This is a genomic window from Streptomyces sp. NPDC127068 (assembly GCF_042724695.1).
Classification (GTDB): domain Bacteria; phylum Actinomycetota; class Actinomycetes; order Streptomycetales; family Streptomycetaceae; genus Streptomyces.
The window spans coordinates 73,288-92,535 of record NZ_JBHXEN010000003.1; the positions used below are offsets into that span (position 1 = coordinate 73,288).

Annotated in this window: 10 protein-coding genes; 3 read left to right on the top strand and 7 right to left on the bottom strand. The window is 71.0% G+C overall.

Annotation, left to right across the window (positions count from 1 at the left end):
* Positions 1-43 precede the first annotated feature (43 nt).
* From pglZ to ACFWIA_RS02380, 4 genes are all read right to left on the bottom strand, one after another.
* Positions 44-2,950: a BREX-2 system phosphatase PglZ gene (pglZ, locus tag ACFWIA_RS02365; RefSeq protein WP_386999583.1), complete on the bottom strand. Its 2,907-nt coding sequence runs from the start codon at positions 2,948-2,950 to the stop codon at positions 44-46.
* On the bottom strand, positions 2,947-6,870 hold the full coding sequence (locus ACFWIA_RS02370; protein WP_386999585.1) for a phage resistance protein: 3,924 nt from the start codon (positions 6,868-6,870) through the stop codon (positions 2,947-2,949). Before ACFWIA_RS02370 ends, pglZ begins: the two co-directional genes overlap by 4 nt.
* A gap of 217 nt (positions 6,871-7,087) precedes the next feature.
* Entirely contained in the window at positions 7,088-7,348 is a 261-nt protein-coding gene (locus ACFWIA_RS02375) for a hypothetical protein (protein ID WP_386999587.1), read from the bottom strand.
* The gene (locus ACFWIA_RS02380; RefSeq protein ID WP_386999589.1) at positions 7,345-7,620 is read right to left on the bottom strand and encodes a hypothetical protein; all 276 of its coding nucleotides are present in this window, start codon (positions 7,618-7,620) and stop codon (positions 7,345-7,347) included. Before ACFWIA_RS02380 ends, ACFWIA_RS02375 begins: the two co-directional genes overlap by 4 nt.
* Positions 7,621-8,048: 428 nt before the next feature.
* Between ACFWIA_RS02380 and ACFWIA_RS02385 the strand changes: the two genes are divergently transcribed.
* The gene (locus ACFWIA_RS02385) at positions 8,049-8,885 is read left to right on the top strand and encodes a helix-turn-helix domain-containing protein (protein ID WP_386999591.1); all 837 of its coding nucleotides are present in this window, start codon (positions 8,049-8,051) and stop codon (positions 8,883-8,885) included.
* Positions 8,873-9,082, top strand: coding sequence for a DUF397 domain-containing protein (locus tag ACFWIA_RS02390; RefSeq protein ID WP_386999593.1), 210 nt, complete (start codon positions 8,873-8,875; stop codon positions 9,080-9,082). The genes ACFWIA_RS02385 and ACFWIA_RS02390 overlap by 13 nt, the downstream gene beginning before the upstream one ends.
* A 66-nt stretch (positions 9,083-9,148) precedes the next feature.
* Here ACFWIA_RS02390 and pglX read toward each other — a convergent pair whose 3' ends face one another.
* From pglX to aztA, 3 genes are all read right to left on the bottom strand, one after another.
* Positions 9,149-12,781 (bottom strand): BREX-2 system adenine-specific DNA-methyltransferase PglX, encoded by a 3,633-nt coding sequence (gene pglX / locus ACFWIA_RS02395; RefSeq protein WP_386999595.1) that lies wholly within the window; start codon positions 12,779-12,781, stop codon positions 9,149-9,151.
* Positions 12,778-17,463, bottom strand: a complete 4,686-nt coding sequence (gene pglW, locus ACFWIA_RS02400; protein ID WP_386999597.1) for a BREX system serine/threonine kinase PglW — start codon at positions 17,461-17,463, stop codon at positions 12,778-12,780. Before pglW ends, pglX begins: the two co-directional genes overlap by 4 nt.
* 143 nt (positions 17,464-17,606) lie before the next feature.
* Positions 17,607-18,293, bottom strand: a complete 687-nt coding sequence (gene aztA, locus ACFWIA_RS02405; protein WP_386999599.1) for a zinc ABC transporter ATP-binding protein AztA — start codon at positions 18,291-18,293, stop codon at positions 17,607-17,609.
* Between the two features lie 48 nt (positions 18,294-18,341).
* Between aztA and aztB the strand changes: the two genes are divergently transcribed.
* Positions 18,342-19,238: a zinc ABC transporter permease AztB gene (aztB, locus tag ACFWIA_RS02410; RefSeq protein WP_386999601.1), complete on the top strand. Its 897-nt coding sequence runs from the start codon at positions 18,342-18,344 to the stop codon at positions 19,236-19,238.
* Positions 19,239-19,248 lie beyond the last annotated feature (10 nt).

A 19,248-nucleotide genomic window follows, 5' to 3' on the forward strand; every position in this document is an offset into this window, starting at 1 on the left:
CCCGACCGCCGTCCGCCCGCTCACCGCCCCGCCCGCCCGCCGGTCAGCCCAGGTCGAACTGGGCGCGCAGCAGGGCGGTGTGCAGTCTCAGGGTCCGCCCGTCGGGCAGGGTCTCCAGCACCTGCACCCCGTCGTAGTTGAGGAGCTGACGCAGGACCGCCGCGAAGCCGTCCGCCCGGGTGACCGGGTAGTCGACGCGTTGCGCCAGTGCGGTCACCGGGAGGGTGCCCCCGGCGTCGAGGAGGGCGCGGACGGCCTTCTCGACCCGGTCCATCGGTGGTTTGCGGGCCAGGAGCCCCACCTGGTCCTTGAGGATGTCCGAGGCGAACAGTGCGGCTACGAGGGCGTCGTCCGGGGAGACCAACACCGGGGTGACCAGGGTCGCCTCTCCCGGGTCGGCCGGCACCAGGTCCACGTCAAAGAGCGAGTCGTGCGTCTCGGCGAGCGTGGCCTGGGCCTTGGTCGGTCGTGTGCGGCGTGGCGGCGGGTCCGGGAGGCCGACGGGTTCGCCGAGCGGCTGGGGGCGGGTGCTCCGGCCCTCCGGGAGCCACCAGTCGGGGCTGGGGTCGCCCAGTTCCCGCCAGTCGGCGGGGGGCGTGGCACCGAAGGGCAGGAACGCGAGCACCGGGATGGTGAACTCGCTGAGCGCCGCGCCCCCGTGGTAGCCGGCCTTGCGGGCGGTGTAACGGGAATCCGCGTCCCACAGGGCGACGATCGACGCCCCGGGCTCGGGCCAGACCACCCGGGGCCCGGCGAGTGCGATCTCGGCGGCGTCCAGCGGACCGCCGGGGGCGCGGTGACGGGCGGAGTCCGGTCGCTCCGCTTCCACCTTGTCCCCGTGCCGGTCCACCACGTGCCCGTGGTCGCTGGTCAGGATCACCGCCATGCCCCGCTCGGCGGCGGCCCGCAGCAGGTCGAGCAGCCGCCCTATCTCGTCGAGGCGCCAGGCGCCGTCACCGAGCTTCTGTTCCTTGCCGAGGCGGTCGTCCACGGTGTTGAGGACCACGGCGACGTGGGTGCGTTCGTCATCGAGGGCTTCCGCGAGGGCGGGGCCGAAGACGTGTCCGGGGGCCTCGGGACGCAGGTCGTCCTTGTGGAACACGGCGGCCGGTGCGCCGCCCCAGAAGGCGTGCGCGGGGAACAGTTTCCGTTCGTCGGCCTGCGACCCGTGCGTCAGCCGTCCGGCGAAGAGGGAGGTGCGGCAGACCGCGGTCAGGGTGGGCAGTGCCGCCGCCATCGTGCGACGGGCCGGTACGCCTTCCTTGATCGGGTCGAACTCGGCCCAGGTGGCGCGTAGTTCCTCGCCGAGTTCGGTGGCGATGGCGGTGCTCATCCCGTCCAGGACGAGCAGCAGGACGCGTCGGGCGCCGGCGTCCCGCACCACGGGCTTGACGACCCGGTCGAGGAAGGTCTCCACGGTGAGCATCGAGCCGGCCGGGGTGCCCGCCGCGGTCCAGGTGGCCAGCGCGCGGGCGAAGCCGCGGTCGATCTCGTGCCGGACGCGGCGCACCCGGCTGCCGAGCGCGTCGTACGCGGACCGCAGGGTGGGGTCCGGGTCGCCGCCCGCCTCGATGTGCTCCAACGCCCGGTCGACCCAGCCGGTCTCGGCGAACTGCCGGTGTATCGCGGCGGCCACCGTCTCGCACTCGGTCGCGGGGTCGCCGGCCAGCCACCGGCCGAGCCGCTGGGCCATGCGGGCGCGTTCCAGCCGGGCCCGGGCTCCCGGCCCGTCGGCGCGCTGGTGGTCGCCCAGGGCGCGGACCGCTTCCGCGACGGCGGCGGGCCGCCCGCCGGTGAGAGCACGTCCCACCGCGGCGAACCGGGCCTCCAGGCCCGCCGCCAGGACCGGGCTGGCCTCGGCGGCCGTCTCGGCGCCGAACTGGCGGACCAGCAGCGACGCCCGGTCCAGCACGGTGTCACTGAGCCGCCGGGCCGCACGGACCTCGTCCTTGTCGACGGTCGTGCCGCGGGCGACGGTCGCGAGCAGGGTGCGCACGTATTCCTCGGCGGCCCGGGCGAAGCGGGACACCAGGGCGTCGAGTTCGTCTCCGACGGCCGGGGGCCGCTCGCCGAACCAGCGCTCGGCGCGGCCCCGCGCCCGGTAGGCGGCGGCGTCCGGTTCGCCGTGCAGCCAGAGCGCGGCGCAGACCAGGCCGAAGGCCACGGCGTCCGGCCCGTGTTCGGCCTCGACCAGCGCGAGCAGCACCCGTCCGGTGGGGCCGGCCTGGTCCTCCGCGCCGAGGAATTCCGCCAGCCCGGCGCGTTCCGGGGCCCGCAGTTCCAGCAGTCGTTCCGGTCCGCCCGGGGTCAGGGACCAGGCGAGCAGCGTGTGGGTGTCGAGGCTGTCGCCGGTCGAGATGCGTTCCGCGCCCGCCGCCTCGGTGTCGTACCTGCCGAGGCGCAGGCGGCGCAGGGCCAGGGCGGACAGGGCGGCGCGCCGGGAGAGCATGCCGCCGGCCAGGGGCGGCCAGCCGCCCGGCGGGGCGGCGCCGAGCAGGGCCTCCGCGGCCCAGTTGGTGTCCTTGAGCCGCGGGTCGACCTGTTCGGCGCCGAAGGCGTCGCGGACCAGGTCCCAGCTGTCCACGTGCTCGATGCGGGGTTTGTGGGCGCGGGCGAGGATCGCCGGGTCGATCTCGTTCTGCTCCCGGTCGGTGAGCACGACGAGGACCGCCGGGCCGTCGCCGCCCGCACCGGACGCCTCGGCGCCCAGGTGGCCGAGCAGGAGTTCGTGGACGGCGAGCGGGGAGGGCGCGGCGACGATCCGGGCGGTCAGCCCGTCCCCCCACACCGGCTCGGCGGGGCCGTCCCACTGGGGCGCCGAGCGCAACAGGACCACCCGCCGTCTGCCGCCCCCCGCCAGGGAGGCGGCGAGCGAACGTTGGGACGACAGGTACTGGGTGACGGTGGCGAGGTTCAGCCGTACGGCGACGGTGGCGGCGGGTGTGGTCATCGCTCGACGACCCGCCAGCTGATCTCGATGGCGGCGTCGGGGTCCCGGGCGACCAACTCGGCCAGTTCGTCGCGGAGTTCACTGACCGCGCGGGCCGCGGTGGTCCGTCGTTCGCCGGAGCGCGGTGCTCGGCCGGCGCCGGCTCCCGTGCTGGTGCCGGTGGCCGAACCGGAGCCCGGGCCGGTGGGGGACGGTTCGTCGCGGTGCCACTCGATCCGCGGGTCGCTGGTCCCGCGGTTCAGCGGGATGTCTCCGGCTCCGGGGGCGGGCGGCGGCGGCTCGGGGGTCGCCTCGGTGCGCTTCAACAGCGCGACGACCTCGACCCGGGTGCGCTCCAGGGCGGCGACGAGGTCGTTGCTCCGTTGGTCGGCTCCGGCGGTGTTGCGCAGGGATTCGAGGAGGGCCTGCCCTTCGGGGCCCTTGGCCGAGGCCAGTCCCAGGATCTCCCAGGGCGCCGTACCGAGCGCCTGGGCCACCTTGGCCGCCTGCTTGATCGACGTCCCGAACCGGTCGGCGCCGACCGGTTCGAGGTCGAAGCCGGCCAGGGCCTCCACCGTCTTCTTCGCCCCGGCCGCGCCCTGCCCCGAGCCCTGGGTGAGCGCCTTCAGCAGGGCGAGGGCCCGCCGGGCGAGCGCCAGACGCCCGCTGTCGTCCGTCTCGTCCAAGTGGAGGAAACCCGCGTGCTCCTCCAGCCTGCGCACCAGTTCGGCGGCGGGCTCCCGGTAGGCCGCGGCCTGTTCGCTGATCTGCCGGGCGAACTGGTTGACGATGCGCCCGCGCAGCAGGGTGGGCGCCGGGGACCCGAAGACCACCGCGAAGCGTTGCCGGGCGGACTCCCAGTCCTGCGGCGAGGGCAGCGGCTGGTTGCGCAGCGCGTCGCGGTCCTTGACCTGCGACAGCTCGGGTGCCGGGTCGAGCGGCATGCCCTCGCGCACCCACACCCGGTCGTCCATCTCGGCGAACGAGGCGACGACGAGCCGGGCGAGGAAGTCGGGCAGACCGCGCGGGGCGGGCCGGTCCGTCCAGTCGGTGAGGGTGATCAGGGTCAGGTCACCGGTGACGCCCTTTTCCCGGGCGAGCTGCCGGAAGTGGTCGGCCCAGTACGGGGACAGCTCGAAGTACGCCTCCTTCTGCTGGCCGAGCAGCAGCGGCCCGGCGAGCCGCCGCATCAACGCCCGGTCACCGGCGGGGATCTCGGTACGGCCGTCGCGGGCCTCGGCGGCGGCCCGGACGTGGGTGAACACCTTGCGGGCGTCGCTGGGCTTGAGCGTCGTCCCGGTGTTGTCGGGGTCGAGGTCGGGGTGGTCGGGGTACTGGGTGGCGAGGAGCTTGCCGGCGAGGTGCCGGACGCCGTCGCGGAGGGACTGCCCGAAGGAGAGGGTGAGGCCGTCCACTTCGCGCAGGGACGTCAGATGGTCACCGAAGCCGAGCGCGATGTCGGCGGGCTTCTTCTCCGCGAGCCCGTACGCCTGCTTGAACGCCGCCTTGACGTTCTTGAGCAGGGATTCCCGCTGGGTCTCCAACAGGCCCTTGGCGCGCGCCCGGTTGTCGGCGTTGAGGTGACCCGCGTACAGGCTGTCGAAGCGCCCGCCGTCAGCGAGGGCCCGGTCGATGACGACGAGCCGACGGAAGTCGCCGTACCGCTGGGCGGAGAGGTGGGTGGGCAGCCAGGCGACGGTACGGGACCGCTCGCCCTGCTGCCTCTCGGCGAGTCGGCGTACCCGGTGGGCGCCGTCGACGGGCTCGTACGCCCCGTCGTTGAAGGGCAGGTCGACGGCGATGCGCCAGCGGCCCTCCTCCTGCGGCATGAGGGCGTGGTCGGGGAGGTCGTCCTCGTCCGCCAGGTTCCCGAAGACCACTTCGACGGCGCGGTCGGTGCCCCGCCACACGAAGTTCAGCTCGTCGACCAACCGGCCCTGGGCGATGCCCAGCTCCTCGGCGAGCAGCCGCTTGGCGAGGGCCTGCCGGTTGCCCGGGTTGTCGTTGACGTTGGCGTTGGCGATGACCGAGTCCACGTCGACGCCGGACAGCTCCAGCCGGACGCCCGGATTGGCCTCGGTCCCGGTCTCCTTGATCTCCGGGAAGCGGCCCGCCCACTCGGCGACCTTGTTCTTCAGGATGCCGTACTCACGCCCCGGGATCGGGGCCACCACCGAGCCGTAGTTGAGTGCGGACAGCCGGCGGATCGTGAGGTCCGCCAGGGCGGGCACGCTCGGCGCGAGCGCGGACAGCAGCAGGGTGCCGATGATCCGGTTGTCCCCGACGAAGGTCTTCACCCGGCCCCGCAGCTCCGGGTCGGTGACGCTGTCCGGGCGGTGCGTGTACTGCTCGACGTCCTCCTCCGACACGTTGTACGTGGCGAGCAGGTACGGGCGCAGCTTGGTCCGGTACAGCTTGTCCGCCGCCTCGAAGACGACCTTCAGGCTGTCCGTGAACGGCTTGTCGCCGCCGGCGGTGATCAGCGGGTACAGATCGCCCACCGGGATCAGATCGCCCAGGCGGAGCTGGTCGCGGTGGTCGGCGAGGAGCTGCCCCATCAGCTTCATGCCGGTCCGGTTGCGCTGGAGCGCGGACGACACCTGCACCAGGGTGTCCATGAAGGCGGGCGAGAACGGATACGTCAGCCGGAAGCTCTCCTCGTCCGCCCCGACCCCGTCGGCCCCCCGGTCGGAGCCGAGCAGGGTGTCCCACACCTCCCGGCGGAGCTTGCGGGTCTTCTCGAACTCGCCGGAGAGCAGCGCCGCCGCCTCCGCGTCCTTCGGCTGGAGGAGCCGGGCGTGCGCGACCTGGGGGAGGTTGCGGTCCTCCAGGGTGATCTTGTCGAAGCGGCCCGACGCCTGGTTCAACGTGTCCTGGATGGACGACTCGGCCGCGCCGGACAACTCCTCGCCGACCAGTTCGCGCAGATCCCGCTGACGGGCGATGAACGAGACGACGGGGATGGCCCGGCGGGCGTCCGCGCCCTCCACGAAGTTGGTGATCTTGCCGGCCTCGCGCCCCACGAACTTCTGGTCGTGGATGAGGGTCGCCAGCCAGAGGATCAGCTCGTCGAGGAAGAGGATCAGACCGTCGTACCCCAGCTCCTTGGCGTGCGCGGCGATCACGGACAGGCCCGCGTCCAGCGACACGAACCCGTGCTCGCTCTCCGCGGCGTTCTGCGCGAAGCCCGGCAGCAGGTGCGTACTGGCGTCCTGCACGAGCCGGGCCCGCAGTTCCACCGGGGTGGACGGGCTGACGAGGTTGAGCGCGTAGCCCGTCTCGTGGATCTCCTCGGCGCCGAGCGCGGTGTCCAGGAGCGCCGCGTTCCACGCGAAGGACTCCCCCCATTCGTCGTCCTCGTCGGCACCGCCGCCGGACTCCGGGCCGAGCCCCCGGATGACCGCGGCGTCGCCCATGCGCTCCCGCATGGCCGTGATGTCCGCGAACAACGCGTCCGTCCGGTAGACCCGCGGGGTGGGGGCCTCGGGGTGGAGCTTCTTGACGTGACTGACGTACGTCCCGAGGACCCGCTGTTCCAGGGCCTTCGCCCCGAGCATGTGGTACGGCACGAGCAGGAACTTCTTCCCGTCCGCGCCGAGCCACTCGTGCTTGCTGAGCACCGGGTCGAAGTCGCCCCGGCCCCGCGCGGCCGGGCTGCCGCTCAGCAGTGCGTGCAGCACCGCCATGAAGTGCGACTTACCCGAACCGAACGACCCGTGCAGATAGGCGGCCTTGGACGTGTGGCCGTCCAGCGCCGCCTTGATCAGCCCGATCGCCTCGTCGAAGTTCTCCAACAGCCGCTCCGTGACCACGTAGTCCCGCAGCGCGCCCGCGGCGCCCCCGGGGGTCGTGGCCTCGGAGAGTTGGAGCACGAAGTCGGAGGTCGAGATCGACTCCTTGATGTGGATGACATCGCGGAGCAGGGGCGGCTGCTGGGCCATCGCGCGTCTCGCTCACCTTCTGACGGCACCCGCCGTCGCTGTCCGGTCCGGTATCGGTCGACGTTTCTCGGGACATTCTCCGACACCGATGCGGAATCCGGGGCCGTGGGTCAGCACTCTCCTGACTCCCAGCGTGACACCGGCCACTGACAGTGCCCCCGCCCGGCTCGTCACCACGGCCCCGGCCGCCCGCCCGGGACTCCCTGGCCCCGGCCCCTCAGTCCGGCAGCACGCCCTTGCGGCTGCGCTCGTTGACCTCCGCCACCCGTGCGCTCAGCACCTCCAGCACGGTCACCGGCTCCACGTGTTCCGGGGCGACGTCCCACTCCCGGCCGCCGTAGAGGGGCCGTAGCTGCACGTACGGTCCGATGCCGCCCATCACCACGCCGATCCGGCCGAGCCGCGCGTCCCGCACTGTCTCCCCGACCTCGGGCCGCCGGTTCTCGGTGTACGGCTGGCCCGCCACCTCGTCCGTCACCGCGCGACGCCCTTCGCGATCACCGTCGCCAGCGTCCAGGCGGTGCGCGAGGAACACGGTCCGAGGTGTACGAGCGCGTCCCGGCCCTCCTCCGGCCAGGGGGTGCGGACGTCCACCGAGGGCAACGCGACGCCCGCGAGCCGCAGTGCCGCGACCAGCGCGTCCCGGGCGTCCAGGGCCTCGTCGATCGCGGGCCGTAGGGAGGTGATGGGCACGGGTCCGCCGGTGTGCCGGCTGGGGACTCCGGCTGCGGTTGGTCGCTCTTCGCTCACGGTGGGGGCTCCTCTGACGTTCCTCGGATTCCGCTGCCCCGACCACACGCGATGATCTACCGTGCGTAGTCGGGACATGACGAGAATGAATCCGCGGCAGGCCCCTGACCTCGTGGTCGTCCGCTCACCTCCCCGCCGACCGGCGTTACTTCCACACCTTCCACCGGTGCGTGCGGCACCCGGAGCGGAGTGGCGGGGCGGACCTGGGCTGGTCCTCCCGTACGTGGTCGTGCTCCTGCGACGCCGAGCCGGATCTTCTCGGATTCCGGCGCACGGAGCGCACGGAGTGAATTACTGTGCGTAGTCCGGACATGACGGGGATGATCCGGAGAAGGCCGCCGAACGACGTGGACGTGCACCAACCTGCCCCTCCCGCACCGCCCGGCGCCACTTCCCACCTTCCACCGACACCACGGAGGGGAGCCGAGATGCCGCCGAGGCGGGTGATCACCGGCCGCAGCCAGCAACCGCGCCAGCGGTACGCGGAGGAACTGCGGCGGATGCGGACGGCGCGCGGCGCGAGCCTGCGCCAACTCGGGGAGCGACTGGGCTGGGACTGGTCGCTCTTCGGCAAGATGGAGAAGGGCGAGACGCTCGGCAGCCCCGAGGTCGTCCAGGCCCTCGACACGTACTACGAGACGCCGGGGCTGTTGCTCGCCTTGTGGGAACTGGCGGTGGGGGACAAGTCGCAGTTCCGCGAGCGCTACCGGCGGTACATGAGCTTGGAGGCTGAGGCGGTAAGCCTGTGGCACTTCGCGGTCAGTATTGTGCCGGGCTTGCTCCAGACCCCCGGGTACGCGCGTGAGGTTCTGGCCGCAGGCGGCTTTGACGGAGATGAGTTGACGCAGCAGGTGGAGGCGCGGATAGGTCGGCAGGAGGCGCTGGACGGGGACTCTCCGCCGCCGTTTCGGACGATCTTGTCCGAGGCGACATTGAGGATGGGGTTGCGGGACAGCCACGCGTGGCGGAAGCAACTGGAGTATCTGGCGGGTACAGCCGAGCGTCGAAACGTGACGATTCATGTCCTCCCAGAGAGCGTTGGGCCGCACGCCCTGGTCAGCACAGACATCATGTTCCTGCGGCTAATGGACGCGCGTACCGTGGCGTACACCGAGTCCGCCTACTGTGGTGAACTGATCGAGGAAAACGCGGCCGTGGAGCGTTTGCAGCGTCGGTACGATGCGGTACGCGACATGGCGTTGTCCCCGGCCGAGTCGCGGAAGTTCGTCCTGCGTTTGTTGGAGGAAGTGCCGTGCGATCCCTAGAGCTGAGTGCCGCAAACTGGCGTAAGAGCAGCTACAGCAACCCGGACGGCGGCCAGTGCGTTGAGGTCTCGGACGACTTCACCGCTGTCATACCCGTGCGGGACAGCAAGATCCCGCACGGTCCGGTGCTTGTGTTCCCTGCGGATGACTGGTCGTACTTCGTAGCCGCGGTCAAGGGCGACCGCCTCAGCATCTGAGCCGTACGGCCCCCGTGATGGACTCGCGTCCTGCTGTTCACGGGGGCCGTCACTGTTCCCGGGGCGCTACTTCTTCGTGGCGCGCCGTCCTCGGGTCGCCGCGGCCGGGCGCCAACCGCGCAGATCGTCGTCGGCCAGGCCGTGTTCGCCCTGCACCATCTGGCGGTCGCCCCGGAAGTACGCGGCCGGGGACGCTCCGAAGGCCGGGTCGAAGTCGTCGTGCCACTGGTCCAACCAGGGCTGGAGTTCCAGCAGCCCGGCGAGGAACGGGGTCAACTCCTCGGAGGTCAACGCCTCGTGCGAGGCGATGTACGCGTCCAGCGCGAACGCCTGCTCCTGGTGGTCCCAGCCGGCCCAGCCGTACAGCTCCGGCGTGGCCGCGTTGGTCTGCCCGTACGAGATGAACCGCTCCTTGGGCACGTCCAGCTTTCCGCGAGCTTTCCAGTAGGAGGGGCGTAGGAAGTCCACTGACGTGTACTTGGGCGGTACGGGGATGCTGTCACGGATCTTCCGCTTGGCCGGCTCGTCCGGTGCGGCGTCCTCCTGACGCTGGAGGTCCCAGACGTGTTCCCAGTCCTGGCGCTTCTTGAGTCCGGCGGGCTTGTACCGCAGGGCGGACAAAAACGGTACGTGTTCGTCCGTCATCAACTCCGCGATGACCGCGGGCAGGTCCTTGCGCGGCGCGTAGATCTTCGCGACGGAGGCGAAGTCCTCGTCACGGGACAGGGCGTCCGTGAGCCGGGACAGGGTGACGAGCGCGGGCATGTCGTTCTCGTCGAACCAGTGGTCACGCTTCTCGATCCGGTCGAGCAGCCATGAGCGGAGCGCCTTGTCCTGAAGCGAGTCCCACCCCTCGGTCGCCCACCGCCGCTTGTACTCGGGCCGCTCGACCATGCCGATTGCACGGGACGACTCAATCGCGTCGATCCGCTTCTGCACCACCTCACGATAGGCAGCGGGCCAGTGCTCGGGGATCTCGGTGATCGGAGTGGACCCGTGCCGCTTGAACCACTCGCCGCTCGCCTCGCCCGCGGCAACCCGCCGGGCAAGCACGATCTCGAACGCCCGCTCACCGAGGGCCAGTTCGGGAATGTCGGGTGACTCGGGGTCCTCGGATACCCGGAGGTCTTCGGGGTGCAGCTTGTAGAGGGAGTAGACCTGCCAGTCTAGTTCTTCCTGTAGGGCGATCATTTGAGCACGAATGGACAGCCAGGCGGCCTGGGAATCCCGGAGTTCGGGAGTGTTTGGCGTGCCCTCTGTGGCCACAGCAGAGGGCACGGTAGCGCCTACCCGTTGGGCGAGGCCGTCCATGCGGGTGCCAAGCTCGATCGGGTATGACGAGGGAAGGGGAAGAGATTGGAGCTTTGTGCCAGTGAACTCATAGAAATCTTCGAACGGAATGGTCGACTGGCGGGCGCCTTTAGCGTCCACCGTGCTTCCCTTATTGTGGCTCGTCATCTTGAGCCAAAAACACGCGGTTGAGCTATTGAGCAAGCCGAACAGGTTGAGGTGATCTTCCTCGGTTGCCTCGGCGTTCAACTTGATCAATGGCGCGGTGCGTGTGAACGCGGCACCGCTACGGTCAAGGGTGAAATGGTTATGTGTTGCAACGAAGGCGAAATTGAGCGACCATTTGTGTGTGTCGGTGTCTTTGGGGATCTGGTGCCATTCCCACCATGGCCGACTGTCGCTGAAGTAGGTTCCTCCTGAAAAGGTTGCTCGCATTCCCAACTCGGAACGAGAAGGCCAAATCCAGGATGCGAGATGTGGAAGTGCTTTGAGGTCTTTTAGGTTGCGCTCAGAATCGTATGGGTGGAAAATGTAATCGCAGCCGGTGAATGTGAAATCGCGAACTTCATCACCGACGATAAGGCGTCTGACGGCCTCGGGCTCTGCTCGGGCCCGCAAGAAAGCCTCCAGAGGTGCAGTCATTGCGTCATCGGCAGCGGGAATTCCATAGAATCCAATACGGGAAACTCTGTACTTTAGGGTGCCTTGTCCTGAATTGCTGATCTGTTCGAGCATCTCCAGTCCGCCATTTGTCAGGACCCATGGCTGAGTGCCGAAGTATCGACCTCTGTCCAAGTCGTCCACGGATACCCATTGACTTACCGAGCCAGGATTGTCGATTTGATGCGTGATAGCACTCCAGACCTGCCCGTCCTCGGGCTTGTCCGGAGCCATAGGCTCACCCTGAATGCTACGTACCGTGCGGATGCTTCGTGTTCGCTCGCCGGCCGCGCGTCGCCTTCCGACTAGGATGACTGTAGGGGTTCCATGCCCGGGAATGTATGCCCCCGAGGTGTCGATGACCTCAGTCAGCTCGACTTCATGCGCGAAGTACGTCTCAATGAGCCGTGTTCCGAACTCCCGCTTCATGAACGAGTTCGCTGTGATCTGCCCGACCATCCCGTACCCGCGCCCGCTCTCGGCGTCCCCGCTCTTGGAAAGCTCAAAAAATCGCTGAGCAAACGGCACCGACAATGCGTACTTCCCAGTGCAAGCGTCGTAAAGCCCCCGGTACAGCTCGTTGAGCTTCCGGTCCTTCACCGTGATGTAAGGCGGATTGCCCACCACCACGTGGTACCGCCCCTGGCGCAGGATGTCCGGGTGTTCGTGCACGTCCTCCGTCACGTACTTGAACTCGGCCAGCTCGTCGACGCCCTCGCCCTCCGCGCCCTCGAACAAGTTCCCCTGAACGTGCCGGTGCTTGATCAGCGAGTCGCCCACAGCCAAGTGAATGGGCCAGTCGTACCGCGCAACCTCCGCAACCGTCCGCACCCCACTCGCAGCCATCGCGGCCACCAGCAACCGGAACCGGGCGATGGCCACAGCGAACGGGTTGAGGTCCACCCCGTGGACCGAGTCCAGCGCGGCCCGTACCCGCTCGTGCAGGTCACGTCCCGGCTGGCCCTCGCCCCACAGGCGGACCAACCGTCGGAACGCGCCGAGGACGAAGTGACCGGACCCGCAGGTGGGGTCGATCATCTTCAGGTCCTCGTAGCCGAACTCCCGCACCGCCGGGTCCATCGTGCGGTCGAGGATGAACTCCTCCACGAACTCCGGGGTCTGGAGCAGGGCGTACGTCTTCCGCGCGGCCTCGCTGAGGTCCTGGTACAGGTCGCCCAGGAAGCGGGTGTCCCAGCCCTCGGTGCCGTCCTCGTTCAGGGGGTCCGTGAAGTCGTGGACGAGTACGCCCGCCTCGTCGCGTTCGCGCCAGAACGCGATCAGCTCCCGGGCCCCGTCGTGCGAGACCGGGATCTGGAACAGCGGGTTGTGCTTGCGGTCGAACAGGAGCCGCCCCGCCTGCCCGGCGCCCAACTCCGCGAACGCCTGCTCCAGCCAGCCGCGGAAGGTGGGGTCGTCGGCGGTCGACAGGTACTCCTCGTACCGGGCCAGCGCCAGGTCCCGGCGGTCGTCCTCGGGGGCCGTCACGTACGGCTCGGGGATGAGACGGTTGTCCTCGCAGAAGCGGACGAACACCGTACCCAGCACCCACGCCACCGCGACCTGGGTGACCCGCTCGTCCAGCCAGGAGTTCCAGGTGGCGGCGGTACGGCCCAGCTTGCGGGCCCGGTCGTACTCGGCGCGCAGTCGGGTGCCGACCTCCTCGACGGCCTTCACCTGCTTCGACAGATCCGTCTCGACCGCTTTGACCTGCTGCTTCAGGTCGTCCAACAGGGTCTTGCGGTCGATCACTTGACGTCTCCCTCGGTGTTGTCGTCGTGCGTTTCGGTCGTACTCGCGCCCGGCTCGCCGCCGCGGTGCTTGTTGTCCACCCACGAGTCCGGTAGCTCGATCCACTCGCCCAGCCCCGCCTGGTAGGCGACCGCCAACTGCCCCAGCCTCGGTTCCCGAGACGGGTCGGCCTGCGGTACGAGCAGCCACAGGCCCCGGCCGCCCTGCCGGGCCGCCTCCGCGAGCCGGTCCAGGACGCCCATCGCGTCGTACCGGGCGAACGCCGTGGCCTCCGTCAGCAGCACCGGGCCCGAGCCGGCGCCGGCGTCCAGCAGCACGCGTACCCGGGGCTCCACGGAACCCCAGGCGGTGCGCGCGTACTCCGCGAACTTCATCGCGCCGCGTGAGCCCGCCTCCGCCACATCGGCCTTGAGCAGGGTCTCCCAGGTCGGCTTGGAGCCCTCCGGGGCCAGGGCGTGCATGGCCTCCAGGAACAGTTCCGTCACCGACACCACCCGGGCGCCGATGCGGTCGGCACGCAGGGCCCGTACCGCGTCGCGGGAACGGTCCCGGTGCACCGTCAGCACCCGGTACCCGTCCCGGCGGGCGGAAGCCGTCAGCCGTTCCTCGGCGCGGGCCGCGCCGGCCAGCAGCGGATCGTCGGAGTAGCGCGTCACCGCGCCCACGTCGGTGGCCTGGCGCCACGCACCGGTCGTCAGGTAGCTGGACGCGCTGTCCAGGCGGGTGGGGAGGTAGCGGGAGGTGCGGGTGTCCTCACGGGTGGCGAGGGTGAGGTCGAAACCGGCGTCCCGCAGGGCCTTGGTGAGCGGGGCGTCCGTCGGGAGTTCGTGGGTGACGGCGCCGCGCGCGTCCCGCAGGACCAGTTCCGGGAAGCGGGCCCGTACCCGCTCGTGGACGTCCTCGGCGGTGACCCCGGGCTGCCGGCCCTCGGGCACCCCCGGGATCAGCCGCACCAGGCCGGCCTGGGTGAGCCGCAGCGCCCGGACCAGCGGGAGGTCACGGCGGTAGATCTCCAGTCGGGGGGTCGCCGCCGCGTTCAGGGAGGCGGCGGCGGCCAGTTCCACCAGCCGGCGTTCGTCCCACTCGACCGTGCCCGGCGCCGGGGGCAGCTCGCCCAGCTCGCCCAGGACCGTCGTCGCGGTCGGCAGGGTGTCCAGCTCGGCGAGCCGGTCGGCGCGGCGGCCGAGCCGCATCGCGTAGTCGAGGAGACCCGGCGCGGTCGGGGTGTCGGGGGCGTCGCCCTCCCGGACGTCCAGGGCCAACAGCCCCGCGCCCAGGGCCTCTTCGGTGGCCTTGCGGTTGGGCTGGTGTCGGAACGGGGCCTCCGCCGGCTCCAACTGCTCCACCTCCAGCACGGCCCGGACGGCGGCCAGCGCCAGCGCCCGCCGCTGCTCCCGCTCGGCGAGCTGGGTCCCCCGCCGCACGGCGAGGGCGTCGGCGATCTCCGCCGCGGGGGCGACCCGGCCCAGGTCCAGCAGGAGATCCATGATCTCCGCGCGCAGCGCCCGCACCGCCGGGTGCTTCTTCCAGCGCTTGCGCTCCTCCTTCAGCATCTGCGGGATGCGGCCCGCCGACAGGGCGAGCGCGTCGGCGACGTCCTTCTGCTTGGGCCAGACCCCGATGTCGGGGAGTTCGCCCCGCTCGTTGGGCAGGCGCAGCAGCAGCCGGACCATCTCGACCTTGTTGCGGTTGGCGCCGTTGTTGTTCAGCTCCGGGACGAAGATCGTGGCGAGGGTGTCCAGGCTGACCGAGCGCAGCACGGGGCTGACCAGGCCGTCCGTGCCCTCGTCGGTGCCGAGCCGGCCGAGCAGTGCCGACTCGGTGGCCGAGAGCTGCGCCAGTTCCTCCTTCGCCTCGGCGCGGCCCCGGGGGGTCAGCGGGGAGACGGGTGTCTCGCGGAGCCGGTCGCCCCACTCGCGCTGGCGCCGCTGCACCTCGCTGCGGGTCTTCGCGCCCAGGCCGGGTGCGTTGACGAGCTTGCGGCGGCTGTGGTCGAGCAGTTCGCCGACGGTGGTGACGCCCAGTCCGTAGAGGAAGGACTCGGCGGCCGGGGTGAGGCCCGCCGCGGACAGGTGCGTGTCACGGGTGACGTCCGCGGCCCGCTGTTCGCGCTGTTGTTCCGCGGTGAGCGGTTCGGCGTCCGCGATCCCGGGCTGGCCGGGTCGTCCGGGCTGCGGGGAGTCGGACGGCTCGGGGTGGCGGGAGCGGTGGGCGGACGGCACGGTCTGCGAGGCGTCCAGGAAGATCTTCTTCCAGGCGTCCCGCATCGGCTTCAGCTCGGCGAAGCGGCGTGCGGCGTCCCGGTGCAGTGCCTTCTGGAAGAAGGCGACCAGGGCGTCGCGGACCGCCGGGTCGAAGGCGTCGGCGGCGATCGTCGGATGGGGGTGCTTCTTCTCGTCCGTCATCCGGGGCAGGACCGAGCCGTCGCCCCACTTGGGCAGTTCGCCGGAGGCCATCTGGTGCAGGGTGACGGCGACCGCGTACCGCTCGGCGTGCGCGTCGTAGGCGGTGCGGCTCAGTCCGCCGATGAACGGGTCGAGGTAGCCCTCGGTGCCGGCCTCGTAGTCCCGCGCCGGGTAGCCGGCGAGGGAGAAGTCGATGAGGACCAGTTCGCGGGTGCGGTTGGGGCGGATGCGGATGGCGATGTTGTCGGGCTTGATGTCGCGGTGCCAGACGCTCTCGCCCTCCAGGAAGTCGACGGCGCCGAACAGGTAGTCGCCGTACGCCTCCAACTCGTCGATCAGGAGTCGGCCGCGTTCGCGCAGCTGGCGGGCGACGGTCTCCTCACGGCGCCGGGTGCGGGCGGTGCCCGGTTCGGTGGGGCCCGGGACCTGGTCGGCCGGGGGCTCCTCCCGTTCGTCGCCCACGTACTCCAGGGCGAGGACGGTACGTCCGCCGATGCGCAGGGGTTCCCGCTCCACCAGGCGGATGACGCGGGAGTCCGGGCGGAGCGTGCCCATCACCCGGGCCTCGTGCACCAGGATTTCGCCCCGGCTGTCGGACAGGGCGACCTTCAGTACGGCCAGCGGGCGGGTGCGACGGGCCTCGGCCTCCAGGTCGCGGACGAGGAAGGCCCGGCTGGTGGAGCCGGTGCCGAGCCGGCGGCGGATCTCCCACCGCCCGCCCAGCACATCGCCCGCCACGGCCTCCAGGGGGTCCTTCTCGGGGGCCTGCGGGGAGGCGGGGGCGGCGGCCGGGGCGGTGAGGGCGTCCTCGACGAGTTCCAGCATCTCCAGGAACTCGTCCACCGAGGACAGCCGCTGCCCGGGACGGTAGGCGGTGGCCGCCTGCACCAGGTCGTCGATGTCCTCGGAGAGCCCGTCGACCAGCGAACTGGGGCGCAGACCCTCGCCCGCCTCCAGTCGGGCCAGCAGTTCGGCCTGGCTGGCCGCCGGTGCCTTCCCGGTGACGAGGAGGTAGGTGAGGACGCCGAGGCCGTACACGTCCAGCGACACCGGATCGGCGCTCAGCGCGGTCAACTCGGGGGCGAAGTACGGGTCGGAGCCCTTGGACAGGTGCATTGCGGAGAGCGCCGTCGGGGCGAACCGGGTCGGCCCCTCACCGGAGCCCGTTCCGGTGGCGCGCTGGGTGGCGATCTGCCAGTCGGAGATCTGGAGGTGCGGGGTCAGCCACGCAGCGTCCTCTGCGCCGGACTGCGCCCGGCCGCCCCGGGCCCGCGGGACCACGTGGACGGACCTGGCCGCGAGCGCCCGGTGGTGGATGCGGCTGGAGTGCGCGGAGCGCATGGTCTCGGCGAGCTGGCGGACGAGTGCCACCCGGCCGAGGATGTCGAGCCGTTCCCCGTACTGGAGGAGGTACGCGTCCAGGCGGAGGGTCCCCGGGTGGTAGTCGAAGATCAGCGCGGGGCCCGCCGAGTGCCCGGCCGGGTCGTACTGCCGCAACTGGACGGCGCCGGGGTGGCGGAAGCGGCGCAGGACCGCCGCCTCCCGCCGGGCGGCGTTCTCCACGGACTTCCGTATCGTCGCATCGGAGCCGCGTTCGCGCAGGTAGATGCGGACGCGCGCCGACTCGGGGAGTTCGGTGTGCCGGGCCAGGTAGTCGGCCCAGGTCTCCCCGGAGTCGAAGGACTTCCGCTCCAGCTGGTAGGGGCCGACGCGGTACTCGGCGTCGCTGCGGCGGATGCCGACCCGATCCAGGGCGGCCTTGACCTCGCGGGAGTCGATGGCCGTGATGCGCCGCCGCTCGTCGCGCGGGGGCTGCTTCAGCATCGCGATCAGCTCGTCCACGGTGTACACGCCGTGTTCGTCGTGGGCGGGCAGCCGGATGCGCAGTCCGCCGCCGGTGAAGCAGACCGCCTCGGCGACCCACACCCGCTTGCCGTGCTGCCCGAGGAGGCCGGCCAGTTCCTTGGCCTTCTTGTTGACGAGGTGCAGCGGGTTGCCGTGCGGGCGGCGGTGGCCGTTCGGGGTGGTCTGGACCCAGGTGCCGTTCTCGCTGGTCAGCGAGCCGTGCCAGTCCTTCAGCTCGATCATGCAGACACCGCCGGGGGCGATGACGAGCAGATCGACCTCGCGGACGTGCCCGGTGTTCGCGGTGAAGGTGAAGTTGGACCAGGCGCGCCACGGATCGGAGTCCGGCAGCTTCTCCCTGATGGCCTCCAGACCGCGGCGCTCAGGATCGAATCCGGATTCGGTGACCGTCGTCCACCGGCCATCCCGCATGTGCCGTCCCCCCCCCGCTGTCGGACTTCCGCGCTGACGAGCCGCCGCCTCGGATCAGGGGGCGGCCGAAGGCTCCCCGGAGATCCTAGTGGCGGGTTCCGACAACCGGGCAGCCGCGACGAAACGGGCACGGCATCGCGGCCTCAGAGGGACGCGGCGGTCAGGACGTCCGCCGGGGGGCCGGCGGCTTCGAGGCGGCCGTCGCGCAGCAGGAGGCAGTGGTGCCCGGCGCGCGCCGAGGACAGGTCGTGCGTGGCCTGGACCACGGTGATGTCGTCGGCGGTGAGGTCGGTCAGCAGCCGTTCGATGCCGTGCCGCGCCTCGGGGTCGAGCCCCGTACCGGGTTCGTCCAGGAGGAGCAGATCGGAGCGCTGGGCGATGCCCTGGGCGATGAAGGCGCGTTGACGTTGCCCGCCCGACAGTTCGCCCAGCTGTCGGGGTGCGAGGTGGGCGATGCCCAGCCGCTCCAGCGCCTCGTCGACCGTGGCGTGATCGCTCTTCGTCAGGCGTCGCCACGGGCCCCGGCTGCGCCAGCGGGCCATCTCGACGGTCTGCCGCACGGTGAGCGGCAGCGCATCGCTCACGGTGCTGCGCTGCGGGACGAAGGCGGGGGCGGGGCTGCCCGCGTAGTGGACGGTTCCGGATGTCGGCTGGATCACACCGGCGACGACGCCGAGCAGCGTCGACTTGCCGCTGCCGTTCGGGCCGATCAAGGACGTGATGCCCAACGCCGGTATCTCCAGGGTGACTTGGTGGAGCACCGGTTTGTCGGCGTATCCCGCGTCGATCGCCGTCAGGCGGATGCGGGGAGGGCGGGGTGAAGCGTCCACGGTGAAACCTATCTGTAGTGATAATCGTTTTCATTATAGTGTTGCGGCATGGAATGGTTGACGGGTCCCTTCGAGGTGACCTTCGTGCAAAGGGCGCTGTTCGGCGGGCTCCTGGTGTCCGCGATCACGGCGCTGGCCGGGACCTGGGTGGTGCTCCGGGGGATGGCCTTCCTCGGTGACGCGATGTCCCACGGGCTGCTGCCGGGGGTCGCCGTCGCGGCGCTGCTCGGCGGCAATCTGCTGGTCGGCGCCGCGGCGAGCGCGGTGGTGATGGCCGCCGGGGTCAGCGTCCTCGGGCGCACCCCGCGCCTCAGCCAGGACACCGGCATCGGACTGCTCTTCGTGGGGATGCTCTCGCTCGGCGTGATCATCGTGTCCCGCTCCCAGTCCTTCGCCGTCGACCTGACCGGGTTCCTCTTCGGGGACGTCCTGGCCGTCGGGGAAGGGGACCTGGTCGCCCTGGCCGTCGCCCTCGCCGTGGCGTCGACCGTCGCCGTACTGGGCCACCGGGCCTTCGTCGCGCTGGCCTTCGACGAGCGCAAGGCCCACACCCTGGGACTGCGTCCGCGCTGGGCCCACGCACTGCTGCTGGGCCTGCTGACGCTGGCGATCGTCGCCTCGTTCCACATCGTGGGGACCCTGTTGGTGCTCGGCTTGCTCATCGCCCCGCCCGCGTCGGTGCTCCCGTGGGCGCGCAGCGTGCCCGCGGTGATGGCGGGGGCGGCGGCGCTGGGCGCGAGTGCCACGTTCCTCGGGCTGTTGCTGTCCTGGCACCTGGACACCGCCGCCGGGGCGACCATCGCCGCGGTCGCCGTGGCCCAGTTCTTCCTCTCCCGCACCGCCGCCGATGTCCTCCGGCGACTGACCGCCCCGGCTGCCCGGACCGACCCGGCCGTGCCGGTCGCGCCCGCCCCCGTACCGCAGCCGACCCACCAGACGCCGTAGACAAGGGAGT

Bases quoted from the DNA above. Each gene is read 5' to 3' on its own strand.
- ACFWIA_RS02370 (WP_386999585.1), bottom strand. From the start codon at position 6,870: ATGGCCCAGCAGCCGCCCCTGCTCCGCGATGTCATCCACATCAAGGAG.
- pglZ (WP_386999583.1), bottom strand. From the start codon at position 2,950: ATGACCACACCCGCCGCCACCGTCGCCGTACGGCTGAACCTCGCCACC.
- ACFWIA_RS02385 (WP_386999591.1), top strand. From the start codon at position 8,049: ATGCCGCCGAGGCGGGTGATCACCGGCCGCAGCCAGCAACCGCGCCAG.
- pglW (WP_386999597.1), bottom strand. From the start codon at position 17,463: ATGCGGGATGGCCGGTGGACGACGGTCACCGAATCCGGATTCGATCCT.
- aztB (WP_386999601.1), top strand. From the start codon at position 18,342: ATGGAATGGTTGACGGGTCCCTTCGAGGTGACCTTCGTGCAAAGGGCG.